The following is a 26,075-nucleotide window of genomic DNA, read 5'->3' on the forward strand; positions in this document are numbered from 1 at the left end:
CGAAGACACCACCACAAGTGAGCGCGCGTCGGCGAAGACACCACCACAAGTGAGCGCGCGTCGGCGAAGACACCACCACAAGTGAGCGCGCGTCGGCGAAGACACCACCACAAGTGAGCGCGCGTCGGCTCCATCGCCGCCACAAAGGAGCGCGCGTCGGCCCGGGAAGGTGCACGCCTGGGTGGCGGTTGGGTGTGAAGATTGCCACGATGCGCCACTTCCGGGCCGGACTGTCCCGGTGGATTATGGGGCTCGCCTAGAATTGATGAAGATGTACGGACTTCGAAGCGCTTGATTTCGGGTTGCGTAGGAAACGAAACACGGATACGAGCGGCTGCAGTTGCGCCAGTGGTCGGCTCACAACAGGAGGAATCCATCATGGCCGAGCACAACGGCGGCAACCGCGGAAACGACCGCGGAGCCTTCCGGGGAAACAACAACTCCGGCGGCGATCCACGCGGGTTCCGATCCCGCGATAACCGCGACAACAATGACCGGGGCGCGGCCGGCGGCGGCGAGCGGAAGCCCTACGGTGAGCGGAAGCCCTTCGGAGAGCGCAAGCCCTTTGGCGATCGTGACCGGAAGCCTTTCGCCGATCGTCCGCGCCGTGAGGGTGATGACCGCCGCGGGTTTGGCGGCGGGGAGCGCAAGCCGTACGGGGACCGGGACAACCGGCCTTACGCCGATCGTCCGCGCCGTGAGGGTGATGACCGCCGCGGGTTTGGCGGCGGGGAGCGCAAGCCGTACGGGGACCGGGACAACCGGCCTTACGGTGACCGTCCGCGCCGTGAGGGTGATGACCGCCGCGGGTTTGGCGGCGGGGAGCGCAAGCCGTACGGGGACCGGGACAACCGGCCCTTCGGTGACCGTCCGCGCCGCGACGACGGCGACCGCCGCAGCTTCGGCAGTGGCGAGCGGAAGCCGTTCGGCGACCGTAAGTCCTTTGGCGATCGTGACCGGAAGCCTTTCGGTGACCGTCCGCGCCGTGAGGGCGATGACCGCGGCGGGTTTGGCGGCGGGGGAGAGCGCAAGCAGTACGGTGACCGGGACAACCGGCCCTACGGTGACCGTCCGCGTCGCGACGACGCTGAGCGCCGCAGCTTCGGCGGCGGCGACAACCGCAGGCCTTTCGGTGACCGGCAGGACCGGCAGGACCGTGACTCCCGCAGTTTCGACCGTGGTGAGGCACCCCGCGGTGGTGCACCCCGTAGCGACTCCGGTCCCCGTGGATTTGGCCGCGACCGCCAGGAGGACCGTCCGGCACGCGTTCCCAACGCCCGGGACATCCGCAGCGCCAACCGCCCCGACCGCGAACGCTCTCCGGAGATTGACGAGGACGTCACGGGCAAGGAGCTGGACCGCGCCACTCAGCACCAGATCAAGACCCTCGAATCGCGGAGCGCGGAGTGGGTTGCCCGCCACCTGGTCATGGCCGGGCGCCTGATTGATGACGAACCGGAACTGGCGTTCCAGCACGCATTGGCGGCAAGCCGCCGCGGCGGCAGGCTTGCTGCGGTCCGTGAAGCTGTGGGCCTCACCGCCTACGCTGCCGGCCACTACGGCGAGGCGCTCCGGGAATTCCGCACCTACCGGCGCATCAGCGGTTCCAACGTGCACCTGCCGGTGATGGCCGACTGCGAGCGGGGCCTGGGCCGGCCTGACCGGGCACTTGATGTGGCCCGGTCGGAGGAAGCCCAGGACCTGGACGCTCCCGGCAAGGTGGAACTGGCAATCGTGGCAGCAGGGGCCCGGAGGGACCTCGGCCAGCTGGACGCCGCCGTCGCCGAACTTGAAATCCCGCAGCTGGACATGAACCGGGCCTTCTCCTACAGCCCCCGGCTGTTCCGTGCCTACGCTGATGCCCTCGCCGCCGTGGGCCGTGAAGCCGAGGCGGACAAGTGGCAGAAACAGGCTGTTGTGGCCGAGAACGCGCTGGGCCAGGGAATCGACGAGGAGCCTGACATCATCGACCTCGGCTGGGACGAGGAGGAAGAAACCCGCGAGGAAGCCGAGCGTCGCCGCAACCTGGAGCGCGCCTCCGTGGCCAGCCAGGCAGCCGCCGCTGCCGGTGCATCCGCCGCCGCCGGCCCGGAAGCAACGGCCGACGCCGGTCCCTCCGCCGCTGCCCACGCGGGCACCGCTGCAGGTACCGATGAGGTCGAGGCGGCCGGTATCGACGGGACCGAAATCGATGACCAAGAAGCGGACTACTTCATGTCCGACGATGCGGAGTCCGACGAAGACTCCGTGGAGCACGACGAACTGGACGGTTTCTCGGACAACGGCGATGCCCCGGACACCAGCGACGCTGCGGACACCAGCGGCAACCAGGACACCGAAGACAACCAGGACACCGAAGACAACCAGGACAGCCGGGAAGACTGACACGAATGACCGAAGTTCCCCTGATCACCTTGTTCGATGCGCTCCTGGCCGATTTGGACGGAGTGGTCTACGCGGGTCCCCACGCCATCCCCGGCGCGGTGGAGTCGCTGCAGCGGTTGTCCGGCCTGGGAGTGGGGCTGGGCTACGTGACCAACAACGCGTCCCGCTCTCCGGCGCAGGTTGCGGCGCACCTGCGTGAACTGGGTGCTCCCGCGGAGGACAACCAGGTGGTTAGCTCGTCGCAGGCTGCGGCCGAGCTCCTGGCGTCGAGGCTGGCGCCAGGATCCCGGATCCTGATCACCGGAAGCCCGGCGCTGGCCCGCGAGATCGAACTGGTGGGCCTGGTCCCGGTTTACAGCCAGGACGAAAATCCCGTGGCAGTGGTCCAGGGCTTCAACCCGGACATCGGCTGGAAGGACCTGGCGGAAGCCACGTATGTGGTCAACGCAGGAGCGCTCTGGGTTGCCACGAACACGGACATGTCCATACCCCAGGCACGGGGAATCGCCCCCGGCAACGGAACGCTGGTGGCTGCGGTAGCCGCGGCAACCGGGCAGCAGCCGCTGGTGGCAGGAAAGCCGGAGGCGCCGCTCTTCCACTCGGCCGCCAAGAGGCTGCGCGCCGAGCGTCCGCTGGTGGTAGGCGACCGGCTGGACACTGACATCCTGGGCGGCAACAACGCCGGCTTCGCCACCGTGGCGGTGCTGACCGGCGTCGACACCCGGCAGACCATCCTGGCGGCACGCTCCGCCGAGCGTCCGGACTACATCATCGAGACGCTCCCGGACCTGTACCGGCCCTACCCGGAGGTGACGCACGACGACGGCACCTACATGTGCGGGCGGGCTTCGGCCCGCGTGGCCAACGGCGCGGTGGGCATCATCGGCAGTCAGGACAGCCTGGATGCCTGGCGGGCGGCCTGCGCTGCGTGGTGGGCGGCGACCCCGGAAGCCACGGCTCCCAAGGCGCCAAAACTTGCCTGGCTGGATCATTAGACTGGTTGAATGACTGAGCTGACCGGACCCGACGCAGCAGCAGCCCAGCCTTTCCCGGACTGGCCGGAGGCAGCCGGCGCCGGCATCACGGATCCTGCCGTGGCGCGGGCCCTCGCCCGGCTGGCGGACCTGCCCCAGGCCCCCGTCGCAGAGCATGATGCAGCCTACACCGCGCTGCATGACGAGCTCCTCGAAGCACTGAATGATGAGCACCCGGACGCCCGGGCCACGGACGGCGGAGCCTGATGCCCGTACGACTCGACCAGGCCCTGGTGGCCCGCGGCCTGGCCCGGTCCCGCACGCACGCCGCCGTCCTGATCGCCGAAGGCAAGGTCACGTCCGCCGGCAAAGTCCTGGCAAAAGCGTCCCTGCAGGTCGACGACGACCGGGACCTCGCCGTCGAACACAACGAACAGGACACCTACGCCAGCCGCGCCGGGCACAAACTGGCCGGTGCCCTGGACGCCTTTCCGGAGGTCACCGTACAAGGCAAGCGCTGCCTGGACGCCGGCGCCTCCACCGGCGGTTTCACAGACGTCCTGCTGCGGCGGGGCGCGGCCTCGGTGGTGGCGGTCGACGTCGGGCACGGCCAGCTGGTGCCGCACCTCCGTAACGATCCGCGGGTCACCGTCCACGAGGGCATGAACGTCCGGTACATCGAACCGGCGGACATCGGCGGACCCGCTGCCCTGACCGTCGCGGACCTGTCCTTCATCTCGCTCACCCTGGTGGTCCGGCCGCTGGCGCAGTGCACCGAACCCGGCGGCGACCTGGTGCTGATGGTCAAGCCGCAGTTCGAGATCGGCAAGGACCGGCTGGGCCGCACCGGCGTGGTCACCTCCGGGCGTGAACGCCGGCTGGCGGTGGAGAAAGTGGCGCTGGCGGCGCTCGACGCCGGGCTGGACCTGTGCGGTCTGGCGGCCAGTCCACTGCCCGGCCAGGATGGAAACGTCGAGTACTTCCTGTGGATAAGACGCAGGATCGGCACAGACTTGCCTAAGATCGAAGAGCGCGGGGCAGCAGTTGCTGCCTTGCTCGGACGTATCTGGCCGAACCACTAGAGAGCGGAACCTGATGAGCAGGCGAGTACTGGTCCTTGCCCACACCGGCCGCGAGGAATCACTGAAGGCTGCCTGGGAGGCCTGCGCCCTGTTGCACGCCTCCGGCATTGTGCCGGTGATGCAGGAGTCCGAACTGGGGGACATGGAACGGTTCTTCGGGCACCTCGCCCAGCCCGTGGAGGTCCTCCACGACCACGTCCAGCTGCCGGACGTCGAACTGGTGATGGTCCTGGGCGGCGACGGCACCATCCTGCGCGCCGCCGAGCTGGTCCGCGAGGTGGACGTGCCCCTGCTGGGCGTCAACCTCGGCCATGTGGGCTTCTTGGCGGAAAGCGAACGGGCGGACCTTGCCCAGACCGTCGACTGGATCGCCAGCCGCGAGTACACGGTGGAAGAACGGATGACCATCGACGTGCAGGTGTGGGTCCGCGGCCAAAAGATCTGGCACACCTGGGCCCTGAACGAGGCCGCGATCGAGAAAGCCAACCGTGAACGCATGCTGGAGGTGGTCACCGAAGTGGACGAACGTCCACTGACGTCCTTCGGCTCGGACGGCATCGTGCTCGCCACCCCCACCGGCTCCACCGCCTACGCCTTTTCAGCGGGCGGCCCCGTGGTCTGGCCGGAGGTGGAGGCCCTGGTGATCGTCCCCATCAGCGCCCACGCCCTCTTCGCCAAACCCCTCGTCGTCTCTCCCCGTTCGAAGCTGGCGGTGGAGGTCCTGGGCCGCACCGACGCCCTGGGGGTCCTCTGGTGCGACGGCCGGCGCTCGGTGGACCTCCCGCCCGGCTCGCGCGTGGAAGTCACCAAATCGGCCACCCCCGTCCGGCTGGCACGGACGCACCAGACGCCGTTCTCCGCCCGGCTGGTGCGGAAGTTCGAGCTCCCCATCCACGGCTGGCGCGGCCCGGTGCCCAAGGCCGAGGCCATCCACACCGGGCCCATCCCGATCGTCCGGACGCCGCGGCCCATGCCGCCCCTCCAGGTGCCGGAGCACGGCCGGCCCGATGCTGATCCCGATCCGTCGACCGCAAAGTGAAACGATGCTTGAAGAACTGAGAATCCGCGATCTCGGCGTCATCACCGACGCAACCCTTCCGTTGGGCCCGGGCCTGAGCGTGGTGACCGGTGAAACCGGTGCCGGCAAGACCATGGTGGTGACCGCCGTCGGCCTGCTGCTCGGCGCCCGCTCGGACGCCGGCGCAGTCCGAAGCGGGGCGAAGAGCGCCACGGCGGAAGCTGTGCTGAAGCTCGACGCCGGCCACCCGGCTGTGGCCCGCGCCCTGGATGCGGGCGCGGAAGCGGAAGAGTTCGACGGCGGCGCCGAGCTGATCCTGGCACGGCGCCTGGGTGCTGACGGGCGCAGCCGTGCGTTCCTGGGTGGCCGCGCCGCCCCCGTGGGGGTCCTGGCCGAGATCGGTGAAACCCTTGTGGTGGTGCATGGCCAGTCGGACCAGATCCGGCTGAAAGGGGCCGCCGCCCAGCGCGGTGCCCTGGACAAGTTCGCGGGGGAAGCCCTGGCCGGGCCGCTGGCCGCCTACCAGGACCTCTACAACCACTGGAAAGCCAGCCAGTCCGAGCTGGACACGCTGCGCAGCGCCGCCCGCGACCGGCTGCGCGAGGCCGAATCGCTGCAGACAGCCCTGGCCGAAATCGACGAGGTGGATCCGCAGCCGGGGGAGGACGAGCTGCTGAAGGCCGAGGCGGTCAAGCTCGCCAACGTGGAAGAGCTGCGCATCGCCGCCAGCACGGCCCATCAGGCACTGATCGCCGAGGACTTCGGCGAGGAAGGCGATGCCACCACCCTGGTGGACACCGCCAAACGGACCCTGGAACATGTGGCCGAACATGACGCCGAACTGGGCTCGGCTGCCGCCCGCCTTGCCGAAGTGGGCTTCCTGCTCAACGACATCGCCACGGAACTGGCCAGCTACCAGGCCGGGCTGGACTCCGAGGGCCCGGAACGGCTGGCGGAAATCGAGGACCGGCGTGCCTCGCTGGCCAAGCTGGTCCGGAAATATGCGCCCACCATCGACGAGGTGCTGGAGTGGGCGGAGAACGCCCGGGTCCGCTTCGACGAGCTGCAGGACGATTCATCAAGGATCGAGGCACTGGACGCGGAAGTGGTCCGGGCAGAGGCCGAGCTGAAGAAGCAGGCCGCCGCCATTAGCAAGATCAGGGCCAAGGCAGCCAAGGATCTTTCGGCCCGCGTCAGCGCCGAGCTGAAGGCGCTGGCCATGGCCGACGCAACCCTGGTGATCACACTGGAGCCGGTCGCCCAGCTTGGCCCGCATGGGGCGGACGAGATCGGCTTCCTGTTGCAGCCGCATTCCGGTGCGCCGGCCCGGCCGCTCGGCAAGGGCGCGTCCGGCGGTGAACTGTCCCGCGTCATGCTCGCCATCGAGGTGGTGCTGGCCGCGGTCGATCCGGTGCCGACGTTTGTCTTCGACGAGGTGGACGCCGGCGTGGGCGGACGCGCCGCCGTCGAGATCGGCCGCCGGCTGGCCATGCTCGCCCGGCACGTGCAGGTCCTGGTGGTGACCCACCTGCCCCAGGTCGCAGCCTTCGCGGACCAGCACATCACCGTCACCAAGACCTCCGTCCGGGGTGCCGACGGCGGCACGGCCACCGGGTTCACGTCCAGTGATGTGCGCCTCCTTGACGGCCCCGAAAGGGTCCGCGAGCTGGCCCGGATGCTGGCCGGGCAGGAGGACTCGGAATCCGCCCGGGCACACGCGCAGGAACTGCTGGATGACGCCAAACTCCTGCCACAGCGGGCCTGACGGCGCCGGCGCGCCGGAACCCAGCGGCCTCCCGCCGGTCCACAACCCTTGATCCACGGGCGGCCGGACCTGCAGACTAGGAGGTTTGGGGGACAGTTCCACCCGACCCGTGGAAGGCTCAATTGATGATAGGCTCGAATTCCGTGGTGCAGCGATCAAATTCCCGTGTAAATTCCCGGTTCCCGGGCTCATCCAAGACGACCAAACACATCTTCGTCACCGGTGGTGTGGCGTCCTCGCTCGGTAAGGGACTGACGGCTTCGAGCCTCGGCCACCTGCTGCGGGCACGCGGCCTGTCTGTAACTATGCAGAAGCTCGATCCCTACCTGAACGTGGATCCGGGCACGATGAACCCCTTCCAGCACGGTGAAGTCTTCGTCACGGACGACGGCGCAGAGACCGACCTGGACATCGGGCACTACGAACGCTTCCTCGACGAGAACCTTGAAGGTTCCGCGAACGTGACCACCGGCCAGATCTACTCCACGGTCATCGCCAAGGAACGCCGCGGCGAATACCTCGGCGACACCGTCCAGGTCATCCCGCACATCACGGACGAGATCAAGCGCCGCATGCGCCTGCCGGCCGAGGGCAAGAACGCCCCGGACGTCATCATCACCGAAATCGGCGGCACCGTTGGCGACATCGAGTCCCAGCCGTTCCTCGAATCCGCCCGCCAGGTGCGCCAGGACATCGGCCGCACCAACGTGTTCTTCCTCCACGTCTCACTAGTGCCCTACATCGGGCCCTCGCAGGAACTGAAGACGAAGCCCACGCAGCATTCCGTCGCAGCCCTGCGCTCCATCGGCATCCAGCCCGAGGCCATCGTGATCCGCTCTGACCGTGAAGTGCCCGAGGCGATGCGCGAGAAGATCGGCCGCATGTGCGACGTCGACATCGACGCCGTGGTCAATGCCGCCGATGCCCCCAGCATCTATGACATCCCCAAGACCCTCCACACCCAGGGCCTGGACTCCTACATCGTGCGTGCCCTCGACCTGCCGTTCAAGGACGTGGACTGGACCAGCTGGGACAAGCTGCTCGAAGCCGTGCACAACCCCAAGCACCACGTCGAGGTCGCCCTCGTGGGCAAGTACATCGACCTTCCGGACGCCTACCTGTCCGTGACCGAGGCCCTGCGTGCCGGCGGCTTCGCCAACGACACCAAGGTGAAGATCCGCTGGGTTCCGTCCGACGAATGCGAAACGCGTGAAGGTGCCATCAAGGCGCTCGACGGCGTCAACGCCATCTGCGTCCCCGGCGGCTTCGGCATCCGCGGGCTTGAAGGCAAGCTCGGTGCGCTGAAGTTCGCCCGCGAAACCAAGCTGCCCGTCCTTGGCCTCTGCCTCGGCCTGCAGTGCATGGTGATCGAATATGCCCGCAACGTGGTGGGGCTGGAAGGCGCCTCCTCCAGCGAGTTCGAACCGGACTCCAAGTACCCGGTGATTGCCACCATGGAGGAGCAGCTTGAGTTCGTCGAAGGCCGCGGGGACCTGGGCGGGACCATGCGCCTGGGCCTCTACGAAGCCAAACTCGACGAAGGCTCGGTCATCGCCGGAACGTACGGCAAGACCACCGTCAGCGAGAGGCACCGCCACCGCTACGAGGTCAACAACAAGTACCGCGACCAGATCGCGGACAAGGGCCTGGTGTTCTCCGGAACCTCCCCGGACGGAAAACTGGTGGAGTTCGTGGAGCTGCCCGCCGACGTCCACCCGTACTACGTGGCCACCCAGGCGCACCCGGAGCTGAGCTCGCGCCCCACCCGTCCGCATCCGCTGTTCGCCGGACTGGTCAAGGCCGCCCTGGACCACCAGGGCACCGGCACCGAGGCGGACCCTGCCGACACGGCTGCTGCCGGTGCTTCGGAAGCCCAGGCGTCCGGTACGGTAGCCGCTAAGTAGTTCCCACAACAGAAAAAGGACGGCGCGATGCCCGGCACACCTGAAGCCACCCATGTAGTGCAGGTTTCGGATGCACCGAGCCCGCGCCGTCTTTTGTCCACGGAAAAGGTCTATGAAGGCCGGATCTGGGACGTGGTCAGCGATACGTTCCAGCTGCAGGAGTCCGGCGAAGCCCTCACCCGCGACTACATCGACCACCCGGGCGCCGTGGCCGTCCTGCCCATGAATGACGACGGCGAGGTCCTGCTGCTCAGGCAGTACCGGCACCCCGTGGGGATGGACCTCTGGGAGATACCGGCCGGCCTGTTGGACATCGAGGGTGAGGACTTCCTGGTGGGCGCGGCCCGCGAGTTGGCTGAGGAGGCGGACCTCGCCGCCAGCACCTGGAACGTCCTTGCGGACGTCTTCAATTCTCCCGGGTCCTCCAGCGAGGCCATCCGAATCTACCTCGCCCGCGGACTGACGTTCGTTCCCCATCACGAACGCCACGAGCGGACGGATGAGGAAGCCGAGATCGAATTCCACTGGATCAAGCTGGACGACGCCGTGGCATCAGTCCTGGCCGGCCGGCTCCACAACCCCTCCGCCGTCGTCGGGATCCTGGCGGCCGCGGCAGCCCGCGCCAACGGCTACGCGGGCCTGCGTCCCGCTGACGCCCCGTGGCCGGAACACCCCAGCCAGCGGTAATGGCCCCCAACCCCTCCGTCGACGCTGCTCCTGCGGCCGGATCCGCCCCGGTACAGGACGTTCCCCCGGCTGCGACGCCCGCCGTACCCGCTGCGATCAGCCGCGGCATCACGGACTATCTCCAGCACATGGGCGTGGAGCGCGGCCTGGCAGCCAACACCCTTGCTGCCTACCGTCGCGACCTTGCCCGTTACGCCCGCTTCCTGGAATCCGCCGGTTGCCGGGCGCCGGAGGACATCACCCGCCAGCACGTGACCGGCTATGTCCGTGCGCTCTCGGACGGCTCTGACGGCGGTTCGGCACTGGGTGTCAGGTCAGCCGCACGGACGGTGGTGGCGGTCCGGGGGCTGCACAAGTTCTGGGCGCTGGAAGGCTACACACCGTCCGATCCCGCGAGCGACGTCCATCCGCCCATGGCAGGCAAGCGGCTGCCCAAGGCCATCAGCGTCGATGAGGTCACCAGGATCCTGGAATCAGCCGGGACGGACACGGCCACCGGGCTGCGGGACCGCGCACTGCTGGAGTTCCTGTATTCCACCGGCGCCCGCATCAGCGAGGCCGTTGGCCTGGACGTTGACGATATCTCCCTTGCCGAGGCCGAAGCGGGGCCGGCTATTGTGCGGCTCTTTGGCAAGGGATCCAAAGAGCGGCTTGTGCCGCTGGGCTCGTACGGAGCCAGGGCGCTGGACGCCTACCTTGTGCGCGGCCGCCCGCTGCTGGCCGCGAAGGGGAAGGGCACGCCCGCACTGTTCCTGAACGCCCGCGGCGGCAGGATCAGCCGGCAGAGCGCCTGGACCATCCTGAAGGCCGCCGCCGACAAAGCCAACATCACCAAGGACGTATCGCCCCACACCCTGCGGCACTCGTTCGCCACCCACCTGCTCGAGGGCGGCGCGGATGTCCGCGTGGTACAGGAACTCCTGGGCCACGCCTCGGTGACTACCACGCAGGTCTACACGCTGGTCACGGCAGACACGTTGCGCGAGATCTACGCCGCCGCGCATCCCCGGGCACTCGGATGACCCGCCAGGGCGCCGCAGTTACACTGTGCTTCCTCCTTCGGGACACGCCCGGGGGCACGGAGGTGCTGCTCGGGATGAAGCGGACCGGGTTCGGCAAGGGAAAGATCGTTGGGATCGGCGGGCACGTGGAGCCGGGGGAGACTGACCGGGAAGCGGTTATCCGCGAAGTGTTCGAGGAAACCGGTGTTTCGGTGCAGCCGGAGGACCTTGTTGATGCCGGGGCCGTCCGCTTCGTTTTTCCGGCGCGTCCGGAGTGGAACATGGAAACCAGCCTCTTCACGGCCTGGACCTGGCAGGGCGAACCTGGTGAAAGCGACGAGATCGTCCCGGAGTGGTTCCCCACGCGCAGGCTACCGGCTGACCGAATGTGGCAGGACGCCGACCATTGGCTCCCGGTGGTTTTGGAAGGCGGCCAGGTGAACGTGGTGGTCACCATGCATACAGACAATGAGTCGGTTGCCTCGTCCGAAAGCCTGCTTCCCTAACTTTTCTGCTGACGACGGCGGCCCGGCAGGAGGTGCCGGGCCGCCGTCGTGGTCTTCGTTTTTGAACGATTACGCCAGGTGCCGCTCCTCGGGACCGACGTACTCGCTGAGCGGCCGGATCAGGGAGTTTGAGTCCAGCTGCTCCATGATGTGGGCGGTCCAGCCGGTGATGCGGCTGGCGACAAACAGCGGTGTAAAGGTGGCAGTGTCAAAGCCCATCAGGTGGTATGTGGGGCCGGCCGGGTAGTCGAGGTTGGGTTTGATGCCCTTGGCCTCGTCCATGGCCTGTTCCAGGCCCTGGTACAGGCCCAGGATCTCAGGCCGGCCGTAGTGGGCAATCATCTTGTCCAGGGCCGCCTTCATGGTGGGAACGCGGGAGTCGCCGTGCTTGTAGACCCGGTGCCCGAACCCCATGACTTTCTTCTTCTGTGCCAGCGCATCTTCCATCCATGCCTTGGCACGGGCGGCAGCCTCTTCAAGGGACTCCTGCGGGCGGATGCCGATCTCGTCGAAGGTGTGCATGACGGCCTCGTTCGCTCCGCCGTGCAGCGGTCCCTTGAGGGCGCCGATGGCACCCGTGACGGCCGAGTGCAGGTCAGAAAGCGTGGACGTGATGACCCGCGCGGTGAAGGTGGAGGCGTTGAAGGAATGCTCCGCGTAGAGGATCATCGAGACGTTGAACGCCTCCACCACCTCGGGAACCTGCTCCTCGCCGAACGTCATCCAGAGGAAGTTGGCGGAGTAGCCCAGGTCGTCGCGGGGATCAACGGGGGACTGGCCCCGGCGACGCCGCTGGTCGTAGGCGACCACGGCGGGCATGGCCGAGAACAGGTCGATCGCCTTGGCCATGTTGGCTTCCCGCGAGGCATCCTCGGCAAGGGGGTGGCGGGCGCCCATCACCGAGGCGGCTGTCCGGCAGACGTCCATGGGATGTGCGGTTTCGGGGAGGGCATCCACTACCTGCTTCACCACCGGGTCCAAGGCACGCCCGGCGCGTTCCCTGGCAGTGAATTCCGCCAGCTGGTCCTGCGTGGGCAGTTCCCCGTTCCACAGCAGGTACGCCACTTCCTCGAAGCTGCAGCGCGCCGCGAGTTCCTGCACCGGGTAGCCGCGGTACAGCAGCGAGTTTGTGTCCGGATTGACCTTGGAGACGGAGGTGTAGTCCACCACGACGCCGGCGAGACCTTTTTTGATGTCCTGTTCAGCCATGCTGAAAACTCCTTTGTTCCTGTCGCCTGTTGGATGCCGGCCGGAGCCGGCGGGTGGCCGGGTCAGTGCTCCCCGGGAATATGGAAGTTGAAGACCCCCGTGTCGAACCGGTTGTACCCCTCGTAGTCAACCAGTTCGTAGAGCCGGGCACGGGTCAACATGCTGCTCACCTGTGCTTCCTGCGTTCCGTCTGCCTTGATCGAATCCAGCGTACGCTCAGCGGCGCCCATGGCACTACGGAGGAGGGTGACGGGGTAGATGACCATGTTCACGCCTACGGCCTGGAGTTGCCGGGTGGTGAAGAGGTCGCTTTTGCCGAATTCGGTCATGTTGGCCAGGATGGGCACGTCCACGGCGTCGCGGATGGCCTGGAATTCGGCGAGGTCGCGCATGGCTTCGGGGAAGATCGCGTCCGCCCCGGCGTCCACCAGGGCTTTCGCCCGGTCTTTGGCGGCGTTGAGTCCGTCGGTGGCGCGGACGTCGGTGCGGGCCATGATCAGGAAGTTGGGGTCGCGGCGGGCGTCTGCTGCGGCGCGGATGCGTTTGGTGGCGGTGTCCAGGTCCACGACGTTCTTGCCGTCGAGGTGGCCGCAGCGTTTGGGGTTGAACTGGTCCTCGATGTGCAGCCCGGCGAGGCCGGCGTTTTCGAGTTCCTGGACCGTGCGGGCCACGTTCATGGGTTCGCCGAAGCCGGTGTCTGCGTCCACGATCGCGGGCAGGTCGGTCATCCTCGCGATCTGCCCGGCCCGGGTGGCCACCTCCGTCAACGTTGTCAGGCCGATGTCGGGCAGGCCGAGGTCGTTGGCCAGGACGGCGCCGGAGATGTAGACGCCCTCAAAGCCCTTCTCCTCGATCAGCCGAGCCGAGAGCGGGTTGAACGCACCGGGGAACTGGGCAATGGTGCCGGCGGCGAGGAGCTCGCGGAAGCGGATCCGCTTCTGCTCCGGGGTGGTGGTGGAGTACAGCACGTTAGAACAGCCCCTTCGGTGCCGCGCCAAGTTCGATCACACCCGGGGCGGCGGTGATGTTGAGCTGGTCCAGTTCCCCGGCGGCCAGTTCGGGGAGGCGTTCGACGGCGGCGAGGAACCGTTCGATCTCGGCCTCCTCGACGAGGCCGGCGGTGAGGATGCGGAACTTGTTGATGTACTGCTCGCGGGCGAAGGGCCGGGCACCGAGCGGGTGGGCGTCGGCGACGGCGATCTGGTCGGTGATGACGGTGCCGTCGGTGAGGGTGATTTCCACGGAACCGCCGAAGGCTTTTTCGTTGATGTCCAGGGAATGGTAGCGGCGGGTCCATTCCGGGTCTTCCTCGGTGGACACTTTCTTCCAGAGGTCCACTGTGTCCGGCCGGGCGGCGCGTTCGGGGGCGTAGGAGTCCACGTGGTGCCAGGCCCCGTCCTGCAGTGCGACGGTGAAGATGTACGGGATGGAGTGGTCCAGCGTTTCCCGGGAGGCGGTGGGGGAGTACTTCTGGGGGTCGTTGGCGCCGGAGCCGATGACGTAGTGGGTGTGGTGGCTGGTCCTGATCAGCACGGACTTCACGTTGGCCGGGTCGGTGGCCTCGGGGTGTTCGCGGTTGAGTTTGCGGGCGAGGTCGATCCAGGCCTGGGCCTGGTACTCGGCGGAGTGTTCTTTGGTGTAGGTGTCCAGGATGGCGCGCTTGGCCTCACCCGGCAGGGGCAGCGGAACCTGGTAGGAGGCGCCGGGGCCGTCCAGCAGCCAGGCGATCACCCCGTCTTCGCCCTCGTAGATCGGGACCGGGGAGGTCTGGCCGCGCATTGCCCGGTCGGCGGCTTCGACGGCCATCTTCCCGGCGAACGCGGGGGCGTGGGCCTTCCAGGTGGAGATCTCACCCTTCCGCGACTGCCGGGTCGCCGTCGTGGTGTGCAGGGCCTGGCCCACCGACTGGAAAATGGTCTCCACGTCCAGCCCCAGGAGGGTGCCGATCCCCGCGGCTGCGGACGGGCCGAGGTGGGCGACGTGGTCGATCTTGTGCTTGTGCAGGCAGATCGCCTTGACCAGGTTCACCTGGGTTTCGTACCCGGTGGCTATCCCGCGGATCAGGTCATGGCCGCTGGACCCGACGTGCTGGGCGACGGCGAGGATCGGGGGGATGTTGTCGCCGGGGTGGGAGTAGTCGGCGGCGAGGAACGTGTCATGGTAGTCCAGTTCCCGCACGGCCACGCCGTTGGCCCAGGCCGCCCATTCGGGGGAGACGCGTTCGCCGATGCCGAAGACCTTCGCGCCCTTCCCGCCCGTGCTGGGGGCGTGGGCCAGGGCCTGTGCGCGGGCGGCGACGATCGGTGCCCGGTTCAGCGAGGCGATCGCCACCGAGGCGTTGTCGATGATCCGGTTGATCACCATCTCCGTCACCTCCGGCGTGACGTCGACGGGGTCGGCGGCGACCACTGCGATCTTGTGCGCCAGCTGCTCCTCCCGGGGCAGGTTCTCTTCACTCTTGTACACACGGACGTGGTGTTCCTGGACCATGGGGCTCCTTCTACAGGGATGGGGAGGCGGTTTTGATGTGGGCAAGGCTTCGGTGCAGGTGCATGATGGTGGCGGCTTCGGCAAGCCTCGGGTTCCGGTCCGCGATGGCCCCGGCGATTGCAGCATGCTCGGCGGCCGCAGCGGACAGCCGGTCGGTATTGTCGGCTGCCATCCGGCGGATGCGCACCAGGTGTACCCGCAGGCTCCGCATGGCCTGCACCAGGTACGAATTGGCGATGGCCGCATCGATGGCTTCATCGAGCCTTCCTGCCAGCCCGTAGTAGTCGTGGACGCCGGATGGGGAACCGGTGAGGAGTGCCGGGGCTTCCAGCAGTTCGTCCTGGAGCCGGCGGAATGTGGCAGATTCCCCGCGCTCGGCGGCAAGTGCGGCTGCGCGGCCTTCCAGGGTTCCGCGGAGCTCGAAGAGCTCGTCGATGTCGGCGAGCGAGATCCCGGTGACCACGACGCCCCGGCCGCCAGGTGCGGTCAGGCCTTCCGCCGTAAGGCGACCCAGCGCTTCCCGAAGCGGAGTGCGGGAGACGCCCAGGCGTTCAGCCTGCTCCACTTCGGCCAGCAAAGTACCGGGGGGCAGCCGCCACTCCACAATGTCCTCGCGCAGGGCGGCATACGCGCGTTCGCTGGCCCGCATCGTTGCTCCTTCCGCTCCTACGATTATTCAGTGTATACACAAAGCCAGGGAAGGGAACTACTTTTCGGAAAAGCGCCGGAATAATCCGTCCTTTTGTATACAGCAGTGCCGGGGCTACCTGCCGCTCCAGCGGTATTCATTCTCCGGCCTCCCGGGCGTTCCGTACCGTGCAGTGCGGGAGACGGTGCCTGCGTCGGCAAGGTATTCCAGATAGCGGCGGGCAGTAACCCGGGACATCCCGAGCGCGTCCATTACCTCAGTGGCGGACACCGCATCCTGGTGCCGCTTCAGGAACTCCTGAACGGACTCCAGCGTGGACACGGACAGCCCCTTTGGCAACGGCAGTTCCGACGGCGCCCGCAGGCTGGCGAACGCCTGGTCCACTTCGCTTTGGGATGCCGCTGATTTCCCGGACCCCGAGCCGGGGCCTGCCAGCTGTTGGCGGAACAGCCGGTAGCTCTCCAGCTTGTCAGCGAAGGTGGCGAACGTGAACGGCTTGATCAAGTACTGCACCACACCGATGGCCACCGCGCTGCGCACGATGGCCAGTTCCCTGACGGCCGTGATTGCAATGATGTCGGCAAGAATGCCGGCAGCACGCATCCTGCGGGCGATGTCCAGGCCGTGGAGGTCCGGCAGGTTCATGTCCAGCAGGACCAGTTCCACAGGCTTGCCTGCCGCCGAGAATTCGTTCAGGAGCCGGAGCGCGGACTGCCCGTCGGGAGCGGTTCCGGCCAGCTCGAATCCAGGCAGCCTTCCGACGTACGCCGCGTGCGCGGCTGAGGCAACGGCCTCGTCCTCGACCACGAGGACCCGGATGTCGCTCACGCGTCGAGCTCCTTCCCCGGGGATACCGCCGCGGGCAGGAATACTTCGAATTTGGCACCGCGCCGTCCGTTGATGGTCAGCGTACCTCCCAGCCGCTGCACCGCCTGGCGGACGAGGGCGAGGCCGATGCCGCGGCCGCCCGGTCCCGCCGGCTTGGTGCTGTAGCCGTGCCGGAAGATGTTCCCGGCTGCGGCGGCCTCAAGGGGTGCCCCCGTGTCGTGCACGGCGATGTCCAGTCCTTCCTCATCGGACTCCACGGTCAGCTCCACCCGTCGGGGCGGCGTCCCTTCGGCCGCGGCATCGATGGCGTTGTCCAACAGGTTTCCCAAAATGGTCACCAGATCCTGCACTGCTATGCCTGCCGCTGTTCCGGACCCAAGGGTGGCAACATCCAGTTGGACGCCCCGCTCATGGGCTTCGGCCACCTTGCCCATGACCAGGGCGCTGAGGACCGGCTCGCCCACGGAGCCCACCATCTCGTCCGTCAATTGCTGGCTGAGTTCCAGGTCCCGGGTGGCGAAGTCCAGGGCCTCCCGGGTGCGGCCCAACTCCAGGAGCGAGACCATCGTGTGCAGCCGGTTCGCATGTTCGTGCGTCTGCGCCCGCAGCGCGTCCGAAAGAGTCCGCATGGTTTCCAGTTCATTGCCCAAGGACTCGATTTCCGTCCTGTCGCGGAGCGTGGCCACGGTCCCGTACACCGCGTTCCTTCCGCGCCGGTCAGGAGTCTCCGGACTTATTGCCGGCCCCTGGTTGATGACCAGCACGCGGGAGCCCGTGAGGACGATCTCGTCCTTGGCGGTGCGGCCGGACTCGAACAGGCCCCGAAGCCCCTCGTCGAGGGGAAGGTCGGCCAGTGCCGGCGGGCGGGTGGGGTCCTTGCTGCCTGCCTCGTCCAGGCCCAGGAGCTCGGCGGCCTGGTCGTTGTACATCACCACCCTGCCCTTGGTGTCGATCAGGATGAGTCCTTCGCGGACCGAGTGCAGCACGGACTCGTAGTAGGCGAACAGTTGGGCCAGTTGCTCCGGCCCCCAGCCACGGGTGACCCGGCGGAGGTACCGGCCGAGCAGCCAGGAGGCCCAGGATCCGCCCACCAGCAGTGCCAGCCCTATGGCCAAAAGGGCAGGCAGGCGCGCTGCGAAGGCAATGTCCACGGTGCCCACCGTGACGCCGGCGGCAACCAGCGCCCTGACCCTGCCGGCTTCATCCTTCACCGGGACGATCGTCCGCACTGACGGTCCCAGGGTTCCGGCCGTGACCTCGGTGAGTTCCCCGCCCTGCAATGCGGCATCGACGGAACCAATGTACGGCCGCCCCAGTTCCTCGGGCCGCGGGTGGGTCCACCGGGTGCGGTCGGTCGCCATGATGGTGATGAAGTCGACGTCGGCCGCGGCCATGACGTCCATGGCGTACGGCTGCAGCAGGGCTGACGGGTCCGGTGACGCGGCGGCCTCGAGCACCAGGGGGCTGGCGGCAATTGAACTGGCAATGCCCGCCATCCGCAGGCCGGCCTCGTCGTACGTCCGGTCGCGGGCGTCGACGTAGGTGGCGGACCCCACGATGGCGATGAACACCACCACGATGAGGAGGTTCGCCACGAAAAGCCGCCGGGCGATGCTCCAGCGCTGGATCATGTCTACCTCCGGCCAAGTCGGTGTGCCGCGACCAATATGAACGCAACGGTGAGCTGGGTCACGGCGTGGCCAATGATGGATGTCACACCGCAAGGACGCGTAGAGCCCAGAGACTGTGCCGCAGCGTCTATCAGATTATCCATAAGGAGACACATCATGGCTTCTCAACGAGGAGAGTCGCTCGACACCGTGAAGTCGCGGCGCAAGGGCATCGACAAGTCGCACTACCTCTACATCGCCGTCATCGCCGCCGTGATCCTTGGCGCCGTCGTCGGCCTGATGTTCCCCGAGGTGGGCAAGTCGCTCAAGCCCCTGGGCGACGGCTTCATCAAGCTCATCAAGATGATGATCGCTCCGGTGATCTTCTGCACCATCGTCCTGGGCATCGGCTCCATCGCCAAGGCGGCAACCGTGGGCAAGGTAGGCGGCCTGGCGCTGGGCTACTTCGTCGCGATGTCGACGTTCGCATTGGGCATCGGTTTGGTGGTGGGCAACCTGATCCACCCGGGCGAAGGACTGAAGCTGGCGCCGTACGATCCTTCCAAGAAGGCAGAGGTCGACAGCACCGTCGCCTTCCTGCTCGGCATCATCCCGGGCGACATTCCGGTCCTGCCCACCCTCTTTGCTGCCATCCTCGTAGGGTTCGCCCTCCAGAAGATGGGCCCGCAGGGCGCTCCCATCCTCAAAGCCATCGGCCACGGCCAGGTCCTGGTCTTCCGCATCCTGATCATGATCATGTGGCTTGCCCCCGTGGGCGCCTTCGGTGCCATCGCGGCCGTCGTGGGAGCTACCGGCTTCCAGGCCATTGTCAGCATGTTCACCCTGATGGCAGCCTTCTACATCACCTGCGCACTGTTCATCGTGATCATCCTCGGCGGCCTGCTCAAGGTGGTCACCGGCGTCAACATCTTCAAGCTGATGAAGTACCTGGGCCGCGAATACCTGCTCATCTTCTCCACCTCGTCCTCCGAAGCGGCACTGCCCCGCCTCATCGCCAAGATGGAACACCTGGGCGTCTCCAAACCGGTCGTCGGCGTGACTGTTCCCACCGGCTACTCCTTCAACCTGGACGGCACGGCCATCTACCTGACCATGGCATCGCTCTTCGTCGCCAACGCCATGGGAACGCCCCTGGACCTGGGTGCGCAGATCTCCCTGCTGGTCTTCATGATCATCGCCTCCAAGGGCGCCGCCGGCGTCACCGGCGCCGGACTGGCAACGCTGGCGGCAGGCCTGCAGGCCCACAAGCCCGAACTGCTCGGCGGCGTCGGCATGATCGTGGGCATCGACCGCTTCATGTCCGAGGCCCGGGCACTGACCAACTTCACCGGCAATGCCGTGGCCACCATCCTGATCGGCACCTGGGTCAAGGAGATCGACGGCAGCCAGGTTGACAGCGTCCTCTCCGGCCAGGAGCCCTTCGACGAAGCAACGATGCTGGCCCACCACCACGGTGATCCGGCTCCGGAGCAGGCCGAGGCCCGCCCGGTTCCGGTCAACGCCTGACCCCCGGCCCGCCAACCGGCAAACGCCTCCGCAGCCAACACTGCGGGGGCGTTTTCTGTAACCCGGACGGGGAACCTTCGACCTCTACTAGAGGGTCAGGCTCACCATTCGCGGAAAGTCAAGTTCCGTGGAATACCGTGTCGGCCCCTGTAGCCTTGGGGAGAAGAAGGAACGGCGCTGGCCATCCAGCGGCAGGACATCCCCGTCATCGAAAGTGTGGACAGATACGTGAGCAGCGAACAGGGTTCAGCAACTCTGGAAGGCACCGCATTCGACCTGGACAACGCGGTGATGGGCCCCACGGGGCGCCCATACCGCGAGTTCCCGGAACCCGCGCCGCTTTCCTCCCACGGTCCGGCCCGCGTCATCGCCATGGTGAACCAAAAGGGCGGCGTCGGAAAGACCACCTCAACCATCAACCTGGCTGCGGCACTGGCAGAATACGGGCGCCGCGTCCTCCTGGTCGACTTCGACCCCCAGGGTGCGCTGTCCGCCGGCCTGGGCGTCAATCCGCACGAGCTTGACCTCACTGTCTACAACGTCCTGATGGACCGCAAGGTGGACATCCGCCAGGCGATCCACCAGACGGGCGTGGACAACGTGGACCTGCTGCCTGCCAACATCGACCTCTCCGCCGCGGAAGTCCAGCTGGTCAACGAGGTTGCCCGCGAGCAGGTGCTGGACCGGGCGCTGAAGAAGGTCGAGGACGATTACGACGTCGTCCTCATCGACTGCCAGCCGTCCCTTGGCCTCCTGACCGTCAACGCCCTCACCGCGGCACACGGGGTAATTATTCCGCTGATCTGCGAGTTCTTCGCCCTGCGCGCCGTGGCCCTGCTGGTGGAAACCATCGACAAAGTCCAGGACCGGCTCAACCCCCGCCTGCAGGTGGACGGGGTCCTCGCCACCATGTATGATGCCCGCACCCTGCACAGCCGCGAGGTCATCACCCGGCTGGTGGAGGCCTTCGGGGACAAGGTCTTTGAGACCGTGATCAAGCGGTCCATCAAGTTTGCCGACGCCACCGTCGCCGCGGAACCCATCACCAGCTACGCCGCCACCCATGTGGGCGCGGACGCGTACCGCCGGCTTGCCAAGGAACTGATCTCGCGCGGCGGAGCGCCGTAGCCATAGCCGTGGCCGACTCCAAGCCCGGCTTCGAGGTGCGGCTGGCCAACTTCACGGGTCCTTTCGACCTCTTGCTGGGCCTCATCGCCAAGCATCAGCTGGATATCACCGAGGTGGCGCTCGCCACGGTGACCGACGAATTCATCAGGTACATCCGTAAGCTGCAGGAACTCGGCGAGGAATGGGCCCTCGACGAGGCCAGCGAATTCCTGGTGATCGCGGCAACGCTGCTGGACCTCAAGGCCGCCCGGCTGCTGCCCGCCGGGGAGGTGGAGGATGACGAGGACATTGCGCTGCTCGAAGCCCGCGACCTGCTCTTTGCCAGGCTCCTCCAGTACAAGGCCTTCAAGCACGTGGCAGGCCTGCTGGGCGAGACCCTCCACCAGGAGGGGCAGCGCTTCCCCAGGCAGGTGGCGCTGGAGGAACACTTCGCGCGGAGGCTGCCCGAACTGGTGTGGAAACACACCCCGGAACAGTTCGCCGCCCTGGCTGCGGCGGCCCTCCGGCCCAAAGCCCCACAACCCACCGAAGTGGGGACCGCCCACCTGCACGGCAGCCAGGTCAGCGTCAAAGAGCAGGCGGAGATCCTGGGACTGCGTCTGCAGCAGGACTCGCCGCAGACCTTCCGGGCGCTGATTTCCGACGCCGACTCCACCCTGGTGGTGGTGGCCCGCTTCCTGGCGCTCCTGGAGCTCTACCGGGACAAGGCGGTCTCCTTCGACCAGCTTTCACCCCTGGCCGACCTGGCCGTCCACTGGGCCGCCGGGCTGGGGGACTGGTCAGCCGAAAACCTGAGCGAGGAATACGAGGTGCAAGCGTGAACGAGCAGCTGCCGGACGGCTCAATGCCCGGACAATCGGTCCATGACCTGCCCGGCGGGGCCAAGGCTGCGCTGGAGGCAGTACTGATGGTCCTCGACCAGCCGGCCACCGAGGAGGAACTGGCCGCCGGGCTCGACCTGACGGTCGACGAGGTCAAAACCCTGCTGGCAGAACTGGCGCTCGAGTATAACGGCTATACTGGTAAGGCCCCGGATACGGAAACGGCCAGCACGCCTGGTTTTGGTTCCAGCCCCCGGGGTTTTGAATTGCGGAACATCGCCGGTGGCTGGCGCATCTACTCGCGGGCAGAATTTGCTGACATCGTCGGCAAATATGTGCTCGAAGGGCAGACTGCCAGACTCACCCAGGCGGCATTGGAAACACTCGCGGTCATTGCTTACCGCCAGCCGGTTTCCCGGGCACGGGTGTCTGCGATTCGCGGCGTCAACGTTGACTCTGTTGTACGGACACTGGCCCAGCGCGGGCTGATCGAGGACGCGGGAACGGATCCCGAGTCCGGAGCAATCCTTTACCGGACCACCTCCTACTTTTTGGAGCGTCTGGGAATCAGCTCAGTGGCGGACCTGCCGCAGCTGTCCCCGCATCTGCCGGGGCTGGAAGGCATCGCGGAGTTCTACGACGCTGAAAGAATGTAGGCCGCGGCCTGCACAGGAATTATTTATCAGGGCAGAGTAAATCTGCAGGGCTGGCTAGGGTTGTTGTTAGACACCCTTGACAGCCAGGAACATTGAAGGACGGGTCATGACACAGGCGGGACGCCAGGGTTCACCACGCAGCGGTTCGGGACGCAATCTCCCACAACGCAATACCCCCGGAGGCAGCGCCGGTGGCGGCTTACGGGGAGGGGCACCAAAGCGCGCCACAGGATTCGGCGGCGAACGCCCGCACCGGGCACCCAAACCGCGCGAGGAACGTTTCGTCGATCCCGATGAAGCCGGCGCCCGCCAGGGGCGCGGCGCTACTGACAAGCCCGCCAAGCCGTCGTCGCGGAAGCCGTCAGTGCGCAAGCCTGGTGCGAAGAAGGCTCCCGGAACCCCGGGTGCGCCCAAGGCCAAGCCCCGCACCGCGGCACCGGGTGCCGCCGCTTCGCGCGCCTTCGGCAGCGAACGCTTCGGCCAGAACCTCGGCCCGCTCCGCAAGCCCTCGCGCAGGAAGGGGCCCGGCCGCGACGTGCCGCAGTCGGAACTCCACGACGCCGATGGCATCCGCCTGCAAAAGGTCATGGCGTCCGCCGGCGTGGCGTCGCGCCGCGTCTGTGAGGAAATGATCGCCGAAGGGCGCGTGGAGGTGGACGGCCAGGTGGTCACCGAACTCGGTGTACGCGTGGATCCCAAGACTGCCGTCATCCACGTTGACGGCCTGCGGATCCAGTTGGACGAAAACCTGGTCTACATGGTGTTCAACAAGCCCAAGGGCGTTGTCTCCACCATGGAGGATCCCGAGGGCCGGCCGTGCATCAGCGATTTCCTTAAGAACACCAAGAACAAGGGCGAGCGGCTCTTCCACGTGGGCCGCCTGGACGTTGGTACCGAGGGTCTGCTGCTGCTGACCAACGACGGCGAACTTGCCAACCGGCTGACCCACCCCTCCTACGAAGTCCCCAAGACCTACCTGGTCCAGGTCCGCGGCCCCTTCCCCCACGGGATCGGCGCGCAGCTGAAGGCCGGTGTTGAACTGGAGGACGGCCTTGCCTCCGTGGACTCCTTCCGGCTGGTTGACTCCACGCCCGGCCACGTGCTGATCGAAGTCGTGCTGCACTCGGGCAAGAACCGCATTGTCCGCCGGATGTTCGACGCCGTCGGCTTCCCGGTCCAGCGGCTGGTCCGGGTCAAGGTTGGTCCCATCGGACTGGGGGACCAGCGCCAGGGCAGCATCCGGAACCTCGGCAAGCAGGAGATAGGCCACCTGCTGGCATCCGTAGGACTCTGAGCCGTGTCCGCTTTCAAGAGCCAGGGCCGCGGGCACCTGGACGGTCCGGTGGTGGTGCTCGGCACCGGCCTGCTCGGAGCCAGCATCGGCCTGGGGCTGCGGGGCCGCGGAGTGCCGGTCTTCCTGTCCGACCCCTCGCCAACCAACCAGGCCGTGGCAGTTGATATCGGTGCAGGCCGTCCGCTGTCCGAACTGGGCAGCAGCCGGCCCCAGCTCGTGGTGGTTGCTGCGCCGCCTGACGTCACGGCGGAGGTGGTGCGCCAGGCCCTTGCGGACTACCCGGATTCGGTGGTGGTGGACATCGCCAGCGTGAAAGCGGACATCCTCGCCCGGCTGCGGAGCAGTGGTGTGGACCTATCCCGCTACGTGGGCACCCACCCCATGGCAGGGCGGGAGAAGTCAGGACCGGTTGCCGCGCGCGGCGAGCTGTTCACCTCCATGCCCTGGGTGGTGTGCCCTTCCGAGGAAACCTCCGGAGCCGCCCTGCAGACCGCCCGGTCACTGGCCGCCGACCTTGGCGCGGTTGTTTCACAGTTCACGGCTGACGAACACGACGAGGCCGTGGCACTGGTGTCCCACCTGCCGCAGGTCATGTCCTCACTGCTGGCCAGCAGGCTGCAGGGAACCCCGCTGCACGCCCTGTCCCTGGCCGGCAACGGCCTGCGGGACGTCACCCGGATCGCCGCCAGCGATCCCACGCTGTGGGTGCAGATCCTGGGCGGCAATGCGGCCAAGGTGGTGGAGATCCTCTACGGCGTCAGGGAGGACCTGAACCGCCTGATCAACACGCTGGAACAGCCCACGGCCCCCGGTGCGCGCCTTGACCTCGCGCAGCTGATGAGCGAGGGCAACGCAGGCCAGGCGCGGATCCCCGGCAAGCACGGCGGCCCGCCGCAGGCTTATTCCTGGCTGACGGTCCTGGTGGACGACAAGCCCGGCCAGATCGCCCGGCTGCTCACCGAGATCGGTGAAATCGGCGTTAACGTTGAAGACCTGCGGCTGGACCACTCATCCGGACAGAACGTGGGCATGGTGGAATTGTCAGTGTTGCCGAACAAGCACGACCACCTGATCGAAGCATTAAACGACCGCGGATGGCGGGTACTTCAGTCATGACACAGGAACTTCTCGACACCATGCCCGGGCTGCGTATCGGCAGGCCGCTGGTCGTTGCCATTGATGGCCCCTCAGGATCCGGCAAGTCCAGCGTCAGCAAGGAAGTGGCCCGCAGGCTACGCCTTGCCTACCTTGATACCGGGGCCATGTACCGAGCGCTGACCTGGTACTGCGTTACCAACGGAATCGACCTGGACGATGCCGCCTCCGTGGAACAGGCATCACGCGACCTCGTGCTGGAGCTGAGCACCAGCCCGCAGCAGGAATTCGTGCGGGTGGGCGGGGTGGACGTCACGGACGCGATCCGGGAGCCGGCCATCTCGTCGGCCGTCAGCGCCGTTGCCACCACCCTGGGTGCCAGGACCGAACTCATCCGCCGGCAGCGGGAGCTGATCGAAAAGCACCACCGCCGCATGGTGGTGGAAGGCAGGGACATCACCACCGTCGTCGCGCCCGGAGCGGAAGTCCGGATGCTGCTGACGGCCAGCGAGGAAGCCCGGCTGCGCCGCCGCGGGATCCAGCTGGGCGGAACGCAGAACGCGGAGCAGCTGGCCGCGCAGGTGACCCACCGGGACGCCAAGGACTCCACCGTGGTGAATTTCACGCAGGCGGCCGACGGCGTGGTTACGCTGGATTCCTCTGACCTGGACTTCGAGCAGACTGTTGACGCTGCCCTGGTCATTGTCACCAAGGTCCTCAACCGTGACTGATGCCAGGCCGGGCGTCCCGTCAGGCTGGACCATGTCCTGGAGCCGGCCGGTGGGCTGGGTCCTGGACCACCTCGTCTACCGGACCACCGTCATCGGCAAGGCGAACGTCCCCACCGGGGGTCCGGTGATCTTTGCCGGAAACCACATCAGCTTCCTGGACGGTCCCGTGATGTTTGGCGCCTCGCCGCGGCCCATGCACATCCTGGTCAAGCGGGAAATGTTCAAGGGCTTCCTGGGCCGGGTGCTGACCGCCTCCGGCCAGTTGCCCGTTGACCGGCGCGGTGACAGGGCCGCGCTGCAGCGCAGCAGGGAACTGCTCGACGCCGGCCGCTGCGTGGGGATCCTCCCCGAAGGAACCCGGGGGAGCGGGGAAGCCTCCGGAATCAACGGCGGGGTTGCATGGCTCGCCCTGAACACCGGAGCCCCGGTGGTGCCGGTGGCGATCCTTGGCACCCGGACCGGGAATGAGCATCTTGACTTCGTGCCGCCGCCCGGCCGGCGCTTCCACGTCAGCTTCGGCACAGCCCTCACCCTGGGCCGCCGGGCCGGCGAAAGCGGCCGTGCTTCAATGGACAGGGCGGCGCAGGAGATCCGCGCGGCACTGGCAGGGCACGTCCGGGACAGCGTCCAGCTCAGCGGCCAGCCCCTGCCTTTCGGCCGAGACCTCCAAAGACTTAACAGCAGTAGCCGGGACGCCGGCAGATGACCACTAAGG

24 protein-coding genes are annotated in these 26,075 nt (G+C 67.1%); 18 read left to right on the plus strand and 6 right to left on the minus strand.

What is annotated here, in order from left to right; genetic code table 11:
* The first annotated feature begins 378 nt into the window (after nt 1-378).
* The 10 genes from AC5RU7_RS19720 (at nt 379) to AC5RU7_RS19765 (ending at nt 11,322) form a co-directional block, all read left to right on the plus strand.
* A complete protein-coding gene (locus AC5RU7_RS19720) occupies nt 379-2,385 on the plus strand; it encodes a hypothetical protein (protein WP_494053664.1) in 2,007 nt (668 codons plus the stop codon).
* A 5-nt stretch (nt 2,386-2,390) separates the two neighbouring features.
* The gene (locus AC5RU7_RS19725; protein WP_494011999.1) at nt 2,391-3,380 is read left to right on the plus strand and encodes an HAD-IIA family hydrolase; all 990 of its coding nucleotides are present in this window, start codon (nt 2,391-2,393) and stop codon (nt 3,378-3,380) included.
* A gap of 9 nt (nt 3,381-3,389) precedes the next feature.
* Nucleotides 3,390-3,626 carry a hypothetical protein gene (locus AC5RU7_RS19730; protein ID WP_494011998.1) on the plus strand — a complete coding sequence of 79 codons (237 nt, stop codon included), beginning with the start codon at nt 3,390-3,392 and terminating at the stop codon, nt 3,624-3,626.
* Nucleotides 3,626-4,441, plus strand: coding sequence for a TlyA family RNA methyltransferase (locus AC5RU7_RS19735; RefSeq protein ID WP_494011997.1), 816 nt, complete (start codon nt 3,626-3,628; stop codon nt 4,439-4,441). Before AC5RU7_RS19730 ends, AC5RU7_RS19735 begins: the two co-directional genes overlap by 1 nt.
* A gap of 13 nt (nt 4,442-4,454) precedes the next feature.
* Nucleotides 4,455-5,480 carry an NAD kinase gene (locus AC5RU7_RS19740; protein ID WP_494011996.1) on the plus strand — a complete coding sequence of 342 codons (1,026 nt, stop codon included), beginning with the start codon at nt 4,455-4,457 and terminating at the stop codon, nt 5,478-5,480.
* A 4-nt stretch (nt 5,481-5,484) separates the two neighbouring features.
* Nucleotides 5,485-7,224, plus strand: a complete 1,740-nt coding sequence (recN, locus tag AC5RU7_RS19745; RefSeq protein WP_494053665.1) for a DNA repair protein RecN — start codon at nt 5,485-5,487, stop codon at nt 7,222-7,224.
* A gap of 125 nt (nt 7,225-7,349) precedes the next feature.
* Nucleotides 7,350-9,128 carry a CTP synthase gene (gene pyrG, locus AC5RU7_RS19750; RefSeq protein ID WP_494053666.1) on the plus strand — a complete coding sequence of 593 codons (1,779 nt, stop codon included), beginning with the start codon at nt 7,350-7,352 and terminating at the stop codon, nt 9,126-9,128.
* 27 nt (nt 9,129-9,155) lie between these two features.
* A complete protein-coding gene (locus AC5RU7_RS19755) occupies nt 9,156-9,815 on the plus strand; it encodes an NUDIX domain-containing protein (RefSeq protein ID WP_494053667.1) in 660 nt (219 codons plus the stop codon).
* Nucleotides 9,815-10,837 (plus strand): site-specific tyrosine recombinase XerD, encoded by a 1,023-nt coding sequence (gene xerD / locus AC5RU7_RS19760; RefSeq protein WP_494053668.1) that lies wholly within the window; start codon nt 9,815-9,817, stop codon nt 10,835-10,837. The genes AC5RU7_RS19755 and xerD overlap by 1 nt, the downstream gene beginning before the upstream one ends.
* The gene (locus tag AC5RU7_RS19765) at nt 10,834-11,322 is read left to right on the plus strand and encodes an 8-oxo-dGTP diphosphatase (RefSeq protein WP_494053669.1); all 489 of its coding nucleotides are present in this window, start codon (nt 10,834-10,836) and stop codon (nt 11,320-11,322) included. Before xerD ends, AC5RU7_RS19765 begins: the two co-directional genes overlap by 4 nt.
* A gap of 69 nt (nt 11,323-11,391) precedes the next feature.
* Here the strand turns inward: AC5RU7_RS19765 and AC5RU7_RS19770 are convergent, their stop codons facing one another.
* The 6 genes from AC5RU7_RS19770 to AC5RU7_RS19795 form a co-directional block, all read right to left on the minus strand.
* Nucleotides 11,392-12,531 carry a bifunctional 2-methylcitrate synthase/citrate synthase gene (locus tag AC5RU7_RS19770; protein ID WP_494053670.1) on the minus strand — a complete coding sequence of 380 codons (1,140 nt, stop codon included), beginning with the start codon at nt 12,529-12,531 and terminating at the stop codon, nt 11,392-11,394.
* A gap of 62 nt (nt 12,532-12,593) precedes the next feature.
* The gene (gene prpB, locus AC5RU7_RS19775; protein WP_494053671.1) at nt 12,594-13,499 is read right to left on the minus strand and encodes a methylisocitrate lyase; all 906 of its coding nucleotides are present in this window, start codon (nt 13,497-13,499) and stop codon (nt 12,594-12,596) included.
* Nucleotide 13,500: 1 nt separating this feature from the next.
* Nucleotides 13,501-15,021, minus strand: coding sequence for an MmgE/PrpD family protein (locus tag AC5RU7_RS19780; protein WP_494053672.1), 1,521 nt, complete (start codon nt 15,019-15,021; stop codon nt 13,501-13,503).
* A gap of 10 nt (nt 15,022-15,031) precedes the next feature.
* Nucleotides 15,032-15,670, minus strand: coding sequence for a GntR family transcriptional regulator (locus AC5RU7_RS19785; protein WP_494053673.1), 639 nt, complete (start codon nt 15,668-15,670; stop codon nt 15,032-15,034).
* Between the two features lie 114 nt (nt 15,671-15,784).
* The gene (locus AC5RU7_RS19790; protein ID WP_494053674.1) at nt 15,785-16,498 is read right to left on the minus strand and encodes a response regulator; all 714 of its coding nucleotides are present in this window, start codon (nt 16,496-16,498) and stop codon (nt 15,785-15,787) included.
* On the minus strand, nt 16,495-18,129 hold the full coding sequence (locus AC5RU7_RS19795) for a sensor histidine kinase (protein WP_494053675.1): 1,635 nt from the start codon (nt 18,127-18,129) through the stop codon (nt 16,495-16,497). Before AC5RU7_RS19795 ends, AC5RU7_RS19790 begins: the two co-directional genes overlap by 4 nt.
* Before the next feature lie 156 nt (nt 18,130-18,285).
* Here AC5RU7_RS19795 and AC5RU7_RS19800 point away from each other — a divergent pair, with 156 nt between their 5' ends.
* The 8 genes from AC5RU7_RS19800 to AC5RU7_RS19835 all read left to right on the plus strand — a co-directional run bounded on the left by AC5RU7_RS19800 (nt 18,286) and on the right by AC5RU7_RS19835 (nt 26,066).
* Complete coding sequence (locus AC5RU7_RS19800; protein ID WP_494053676.1) at nt 18,286-19,635, plus strand: cation:dicarboxylate symporter family transporter; 1,350 nt, start codon at nt 18,286-18,288, stop codon at nt 19,633-19,635.
* A 228-nt stretch (nt 19,636-19,863) separates the two neighbouring features.
* The gene (locus tag AC5RU7_RS19805) at nt 19,864-20,763 is read left to right on the plus strand and encodes a ParA family protein (protein WP_133352394.1); all 900 of its coding nucleotides are present in this window, start codon (nt 19,864-19,866) and stop codon (nt 20,761-20,763) included.
* 8 nt (nt 20,764-20,771) lie between these two features.
* Complete coding sequence (locus AC5RU7_RS19810) at nt 20,772-21,584, plus strand: segregation and condensation protein A (protein ID WP_494053677.1); 813 nt, start codon at nt 20,772-20,774, stop codon at nt 21,582-21,584.
* A gap of 23 nt (nt 21,585-21,607) precedes the next feature.
* Entirely contained in the window at nt 21,608-22,240 is a 633-nt protein-coding gene (gene scpB / locus AC5RU7_RS19815; RefSeq protein WP_494053687.1) for an SMC-Scp complex subunit ScpB, read from the plus strand.
* A 106-nt stretch (nt 22,241-22,346) separates the two neighbouring features.
* The gene (locus AC5RU7_RS19820; protein ID WP_494053678.1) at nt 22,347-23,534 is read left to right on the plus strand and encodes a pseudouridine synthase; all 1,188 of its coding nucleotides are present in this window, start codon (nt 22,347-22,349) and stop codon (nt 23,532-23,534) included.
* Nucleotides 23,535-23,537: 3 nt separating this feature from the next.
* Nucleotides 23,538-24,650 (plus strand): prephenate dehydrogenase, encoded by a 1,113-nt coding sequence (locus AC5RU7_RS19825; RefSeq protein ID WP_494053679.1) that lies wholly within the window; start codon nt 23,538-23,540, stop codon nt 24,648-24,650.
* Nucleotides 24,647-25,360, plus strand: a complete 714-nt coding sequence (cmk, locus tag AC5RU7_RS19830; RefSeq protein ID WP_494053680.1) for a (d)CMP kinase — start codon at nt 24,647-24,649, stop codon at nt 25,358-25,360. The genes AC5RU7_RS19825 and cmk overlap by 4 nt, the downstream gene beginning before the upstream one ends.
* A complete protein-coding gene (locus AC5RU7_RS19835) occupies nt 25,353-26,066 on the plus strand; it encodes a lysophospholipid acyltransferase family protein (RefSeq protein ID WP_494053681.1) in 714 nt (237 codons plus the stop codon). Before cmk ends, AC5RU7_RS19835 begins: the two co-directional genes overlap by 8 nt.
* Nucleotides 26,067-26,075: the final 9 nt, after the last annotated feature.

This window comes from Arthrobacter sp. K410C (assembly GCF_059090105.1).

Bases quoted from the DNA above. Each gene is read 5' to 3' on its own strand.
- AC5RU7_RS19720 (WP_494053664.1), top strand. From the start codon at position 379: ATGGCCGAGCACAACGGCGGCAACCGCGGAAACGACCGCGGAGCCTTC.
- AC5RU7_RS19725 (WP_494011999.1), top strand. From the start codon at position 2,391: ATGACCGAAGTTCCCCTGATCACCTTGTTCGATGCGCTCCTGGCCGAT.
- AC5RU7_RS19730 (WP_494011998.1), top strand. From the start codon at position 3,390: ATGACTGAGCTGACCGGACCCGACGCAGCAGCAGCCCAGCCTTTCCCG.
- AC5RU7_RS19735 (WP_494011997.1), top strand. From the start codon at position 3,626: ATGCCCGTACGACTCGACCAGGCCCTGGTGGCCCGCGGCCTGGCCCGG.
- AC5RU7_RS19740 (WP_494011996.1), top strand. From the start codon at position 4,455: ATGAGCAGGCGAGTACTGGTCCTTGCCCACACCGGCCGCGAGGAATCA.
- recN (WP_494053665.1), top strand. From the start codon at position 5,485: ATGCTTGAAGAACTGAGAATCCGCGATCTCGGCGTCATCACCGACGCA.
- pyrG (WP_494053666.1), top strand. From the start codon at position 7,350: ATGATAGGCTCGAATTCCGTGGTGCAGCGATCAAATTCCCGTGTAAAT.
- AC5RU7_RS19755 (WP_494053667.1), top strand. From the start codon at position 9,156: ATGCCCGGCACACCTGAAGCCACCCATGTAGTGCAGGTTTCGGATGCA.
- xerD (WP_494053668.1), top strand. From the start codon at position 9,815: ATGGCCCCCAACCCCTCCGTCGACGCTGCTCCTGCGGCCGGATCCGCC.
- AC5RU7_RS19765 (WP_494053669.1), top strand. From the start codon at position 10,834: ATGACCCGCCAGGGCGCCGCAGTTACACTGTGCTTCCTCCTTCGGGAC.
- AC5RU7_RS19770 (WP_494053670.1), bottom strand. From the start codon at position 12,531: ATGGCTGAACAGGACATCAAAAAAGGTCTCGCCGGCGTCGTGGTGGAC.
- AC5RU7_RS19780 (WP_494053672.1), bottom strand. From the start codon at position 15,021: ATGGTCCAGGAACACCACGTCCGTGTGTACAAGAGTGAAGAGAACCTG.
- AC5RU7_RS19785 (WP_494053673.1), bottom strand. From the start codon at position 15,670: ATGCGGGCCAGCGAACGCGCGTATGCCGCCCTGCGCGAGGACATTGTG.
- AC5RU7_RS19795 (WP_494053675.1), bottom strand. From the start codon at position 18,129: ATGATCCAGCGCTGGAGCATCGCCCGGCGGCTTTTCGTGGCGAACCTC.
- AC5RU7_RS19800 (WP_494053676.1), top strand. From the start codon at position 18,286: ATGGCTTCTCAACGAGGAGAGTCGCTCGACACCGTGAAGTCGCGGCGC.
- scpB (WP_494053687.1), top strand. From the start codon at position 21,608: ATGCCCGGACAATCGGTCCATGACCTGCCCGGCGGGGCCAAGGCTGCG.
- AC5RU7_RS19820 (WP_494053678.1), top strand. From the start codon at position 22,347: ATGACACAGGCGGGACGCCAGGGTTCACCACGCAGCGGTTCGGGACGC.
- cmk (WP_494053680.1), top strand. From the start codon at position 24,647: ATGACACAGGAACTTCTCGACACCATGCCCGGGCTGCGTATCGGCAGG.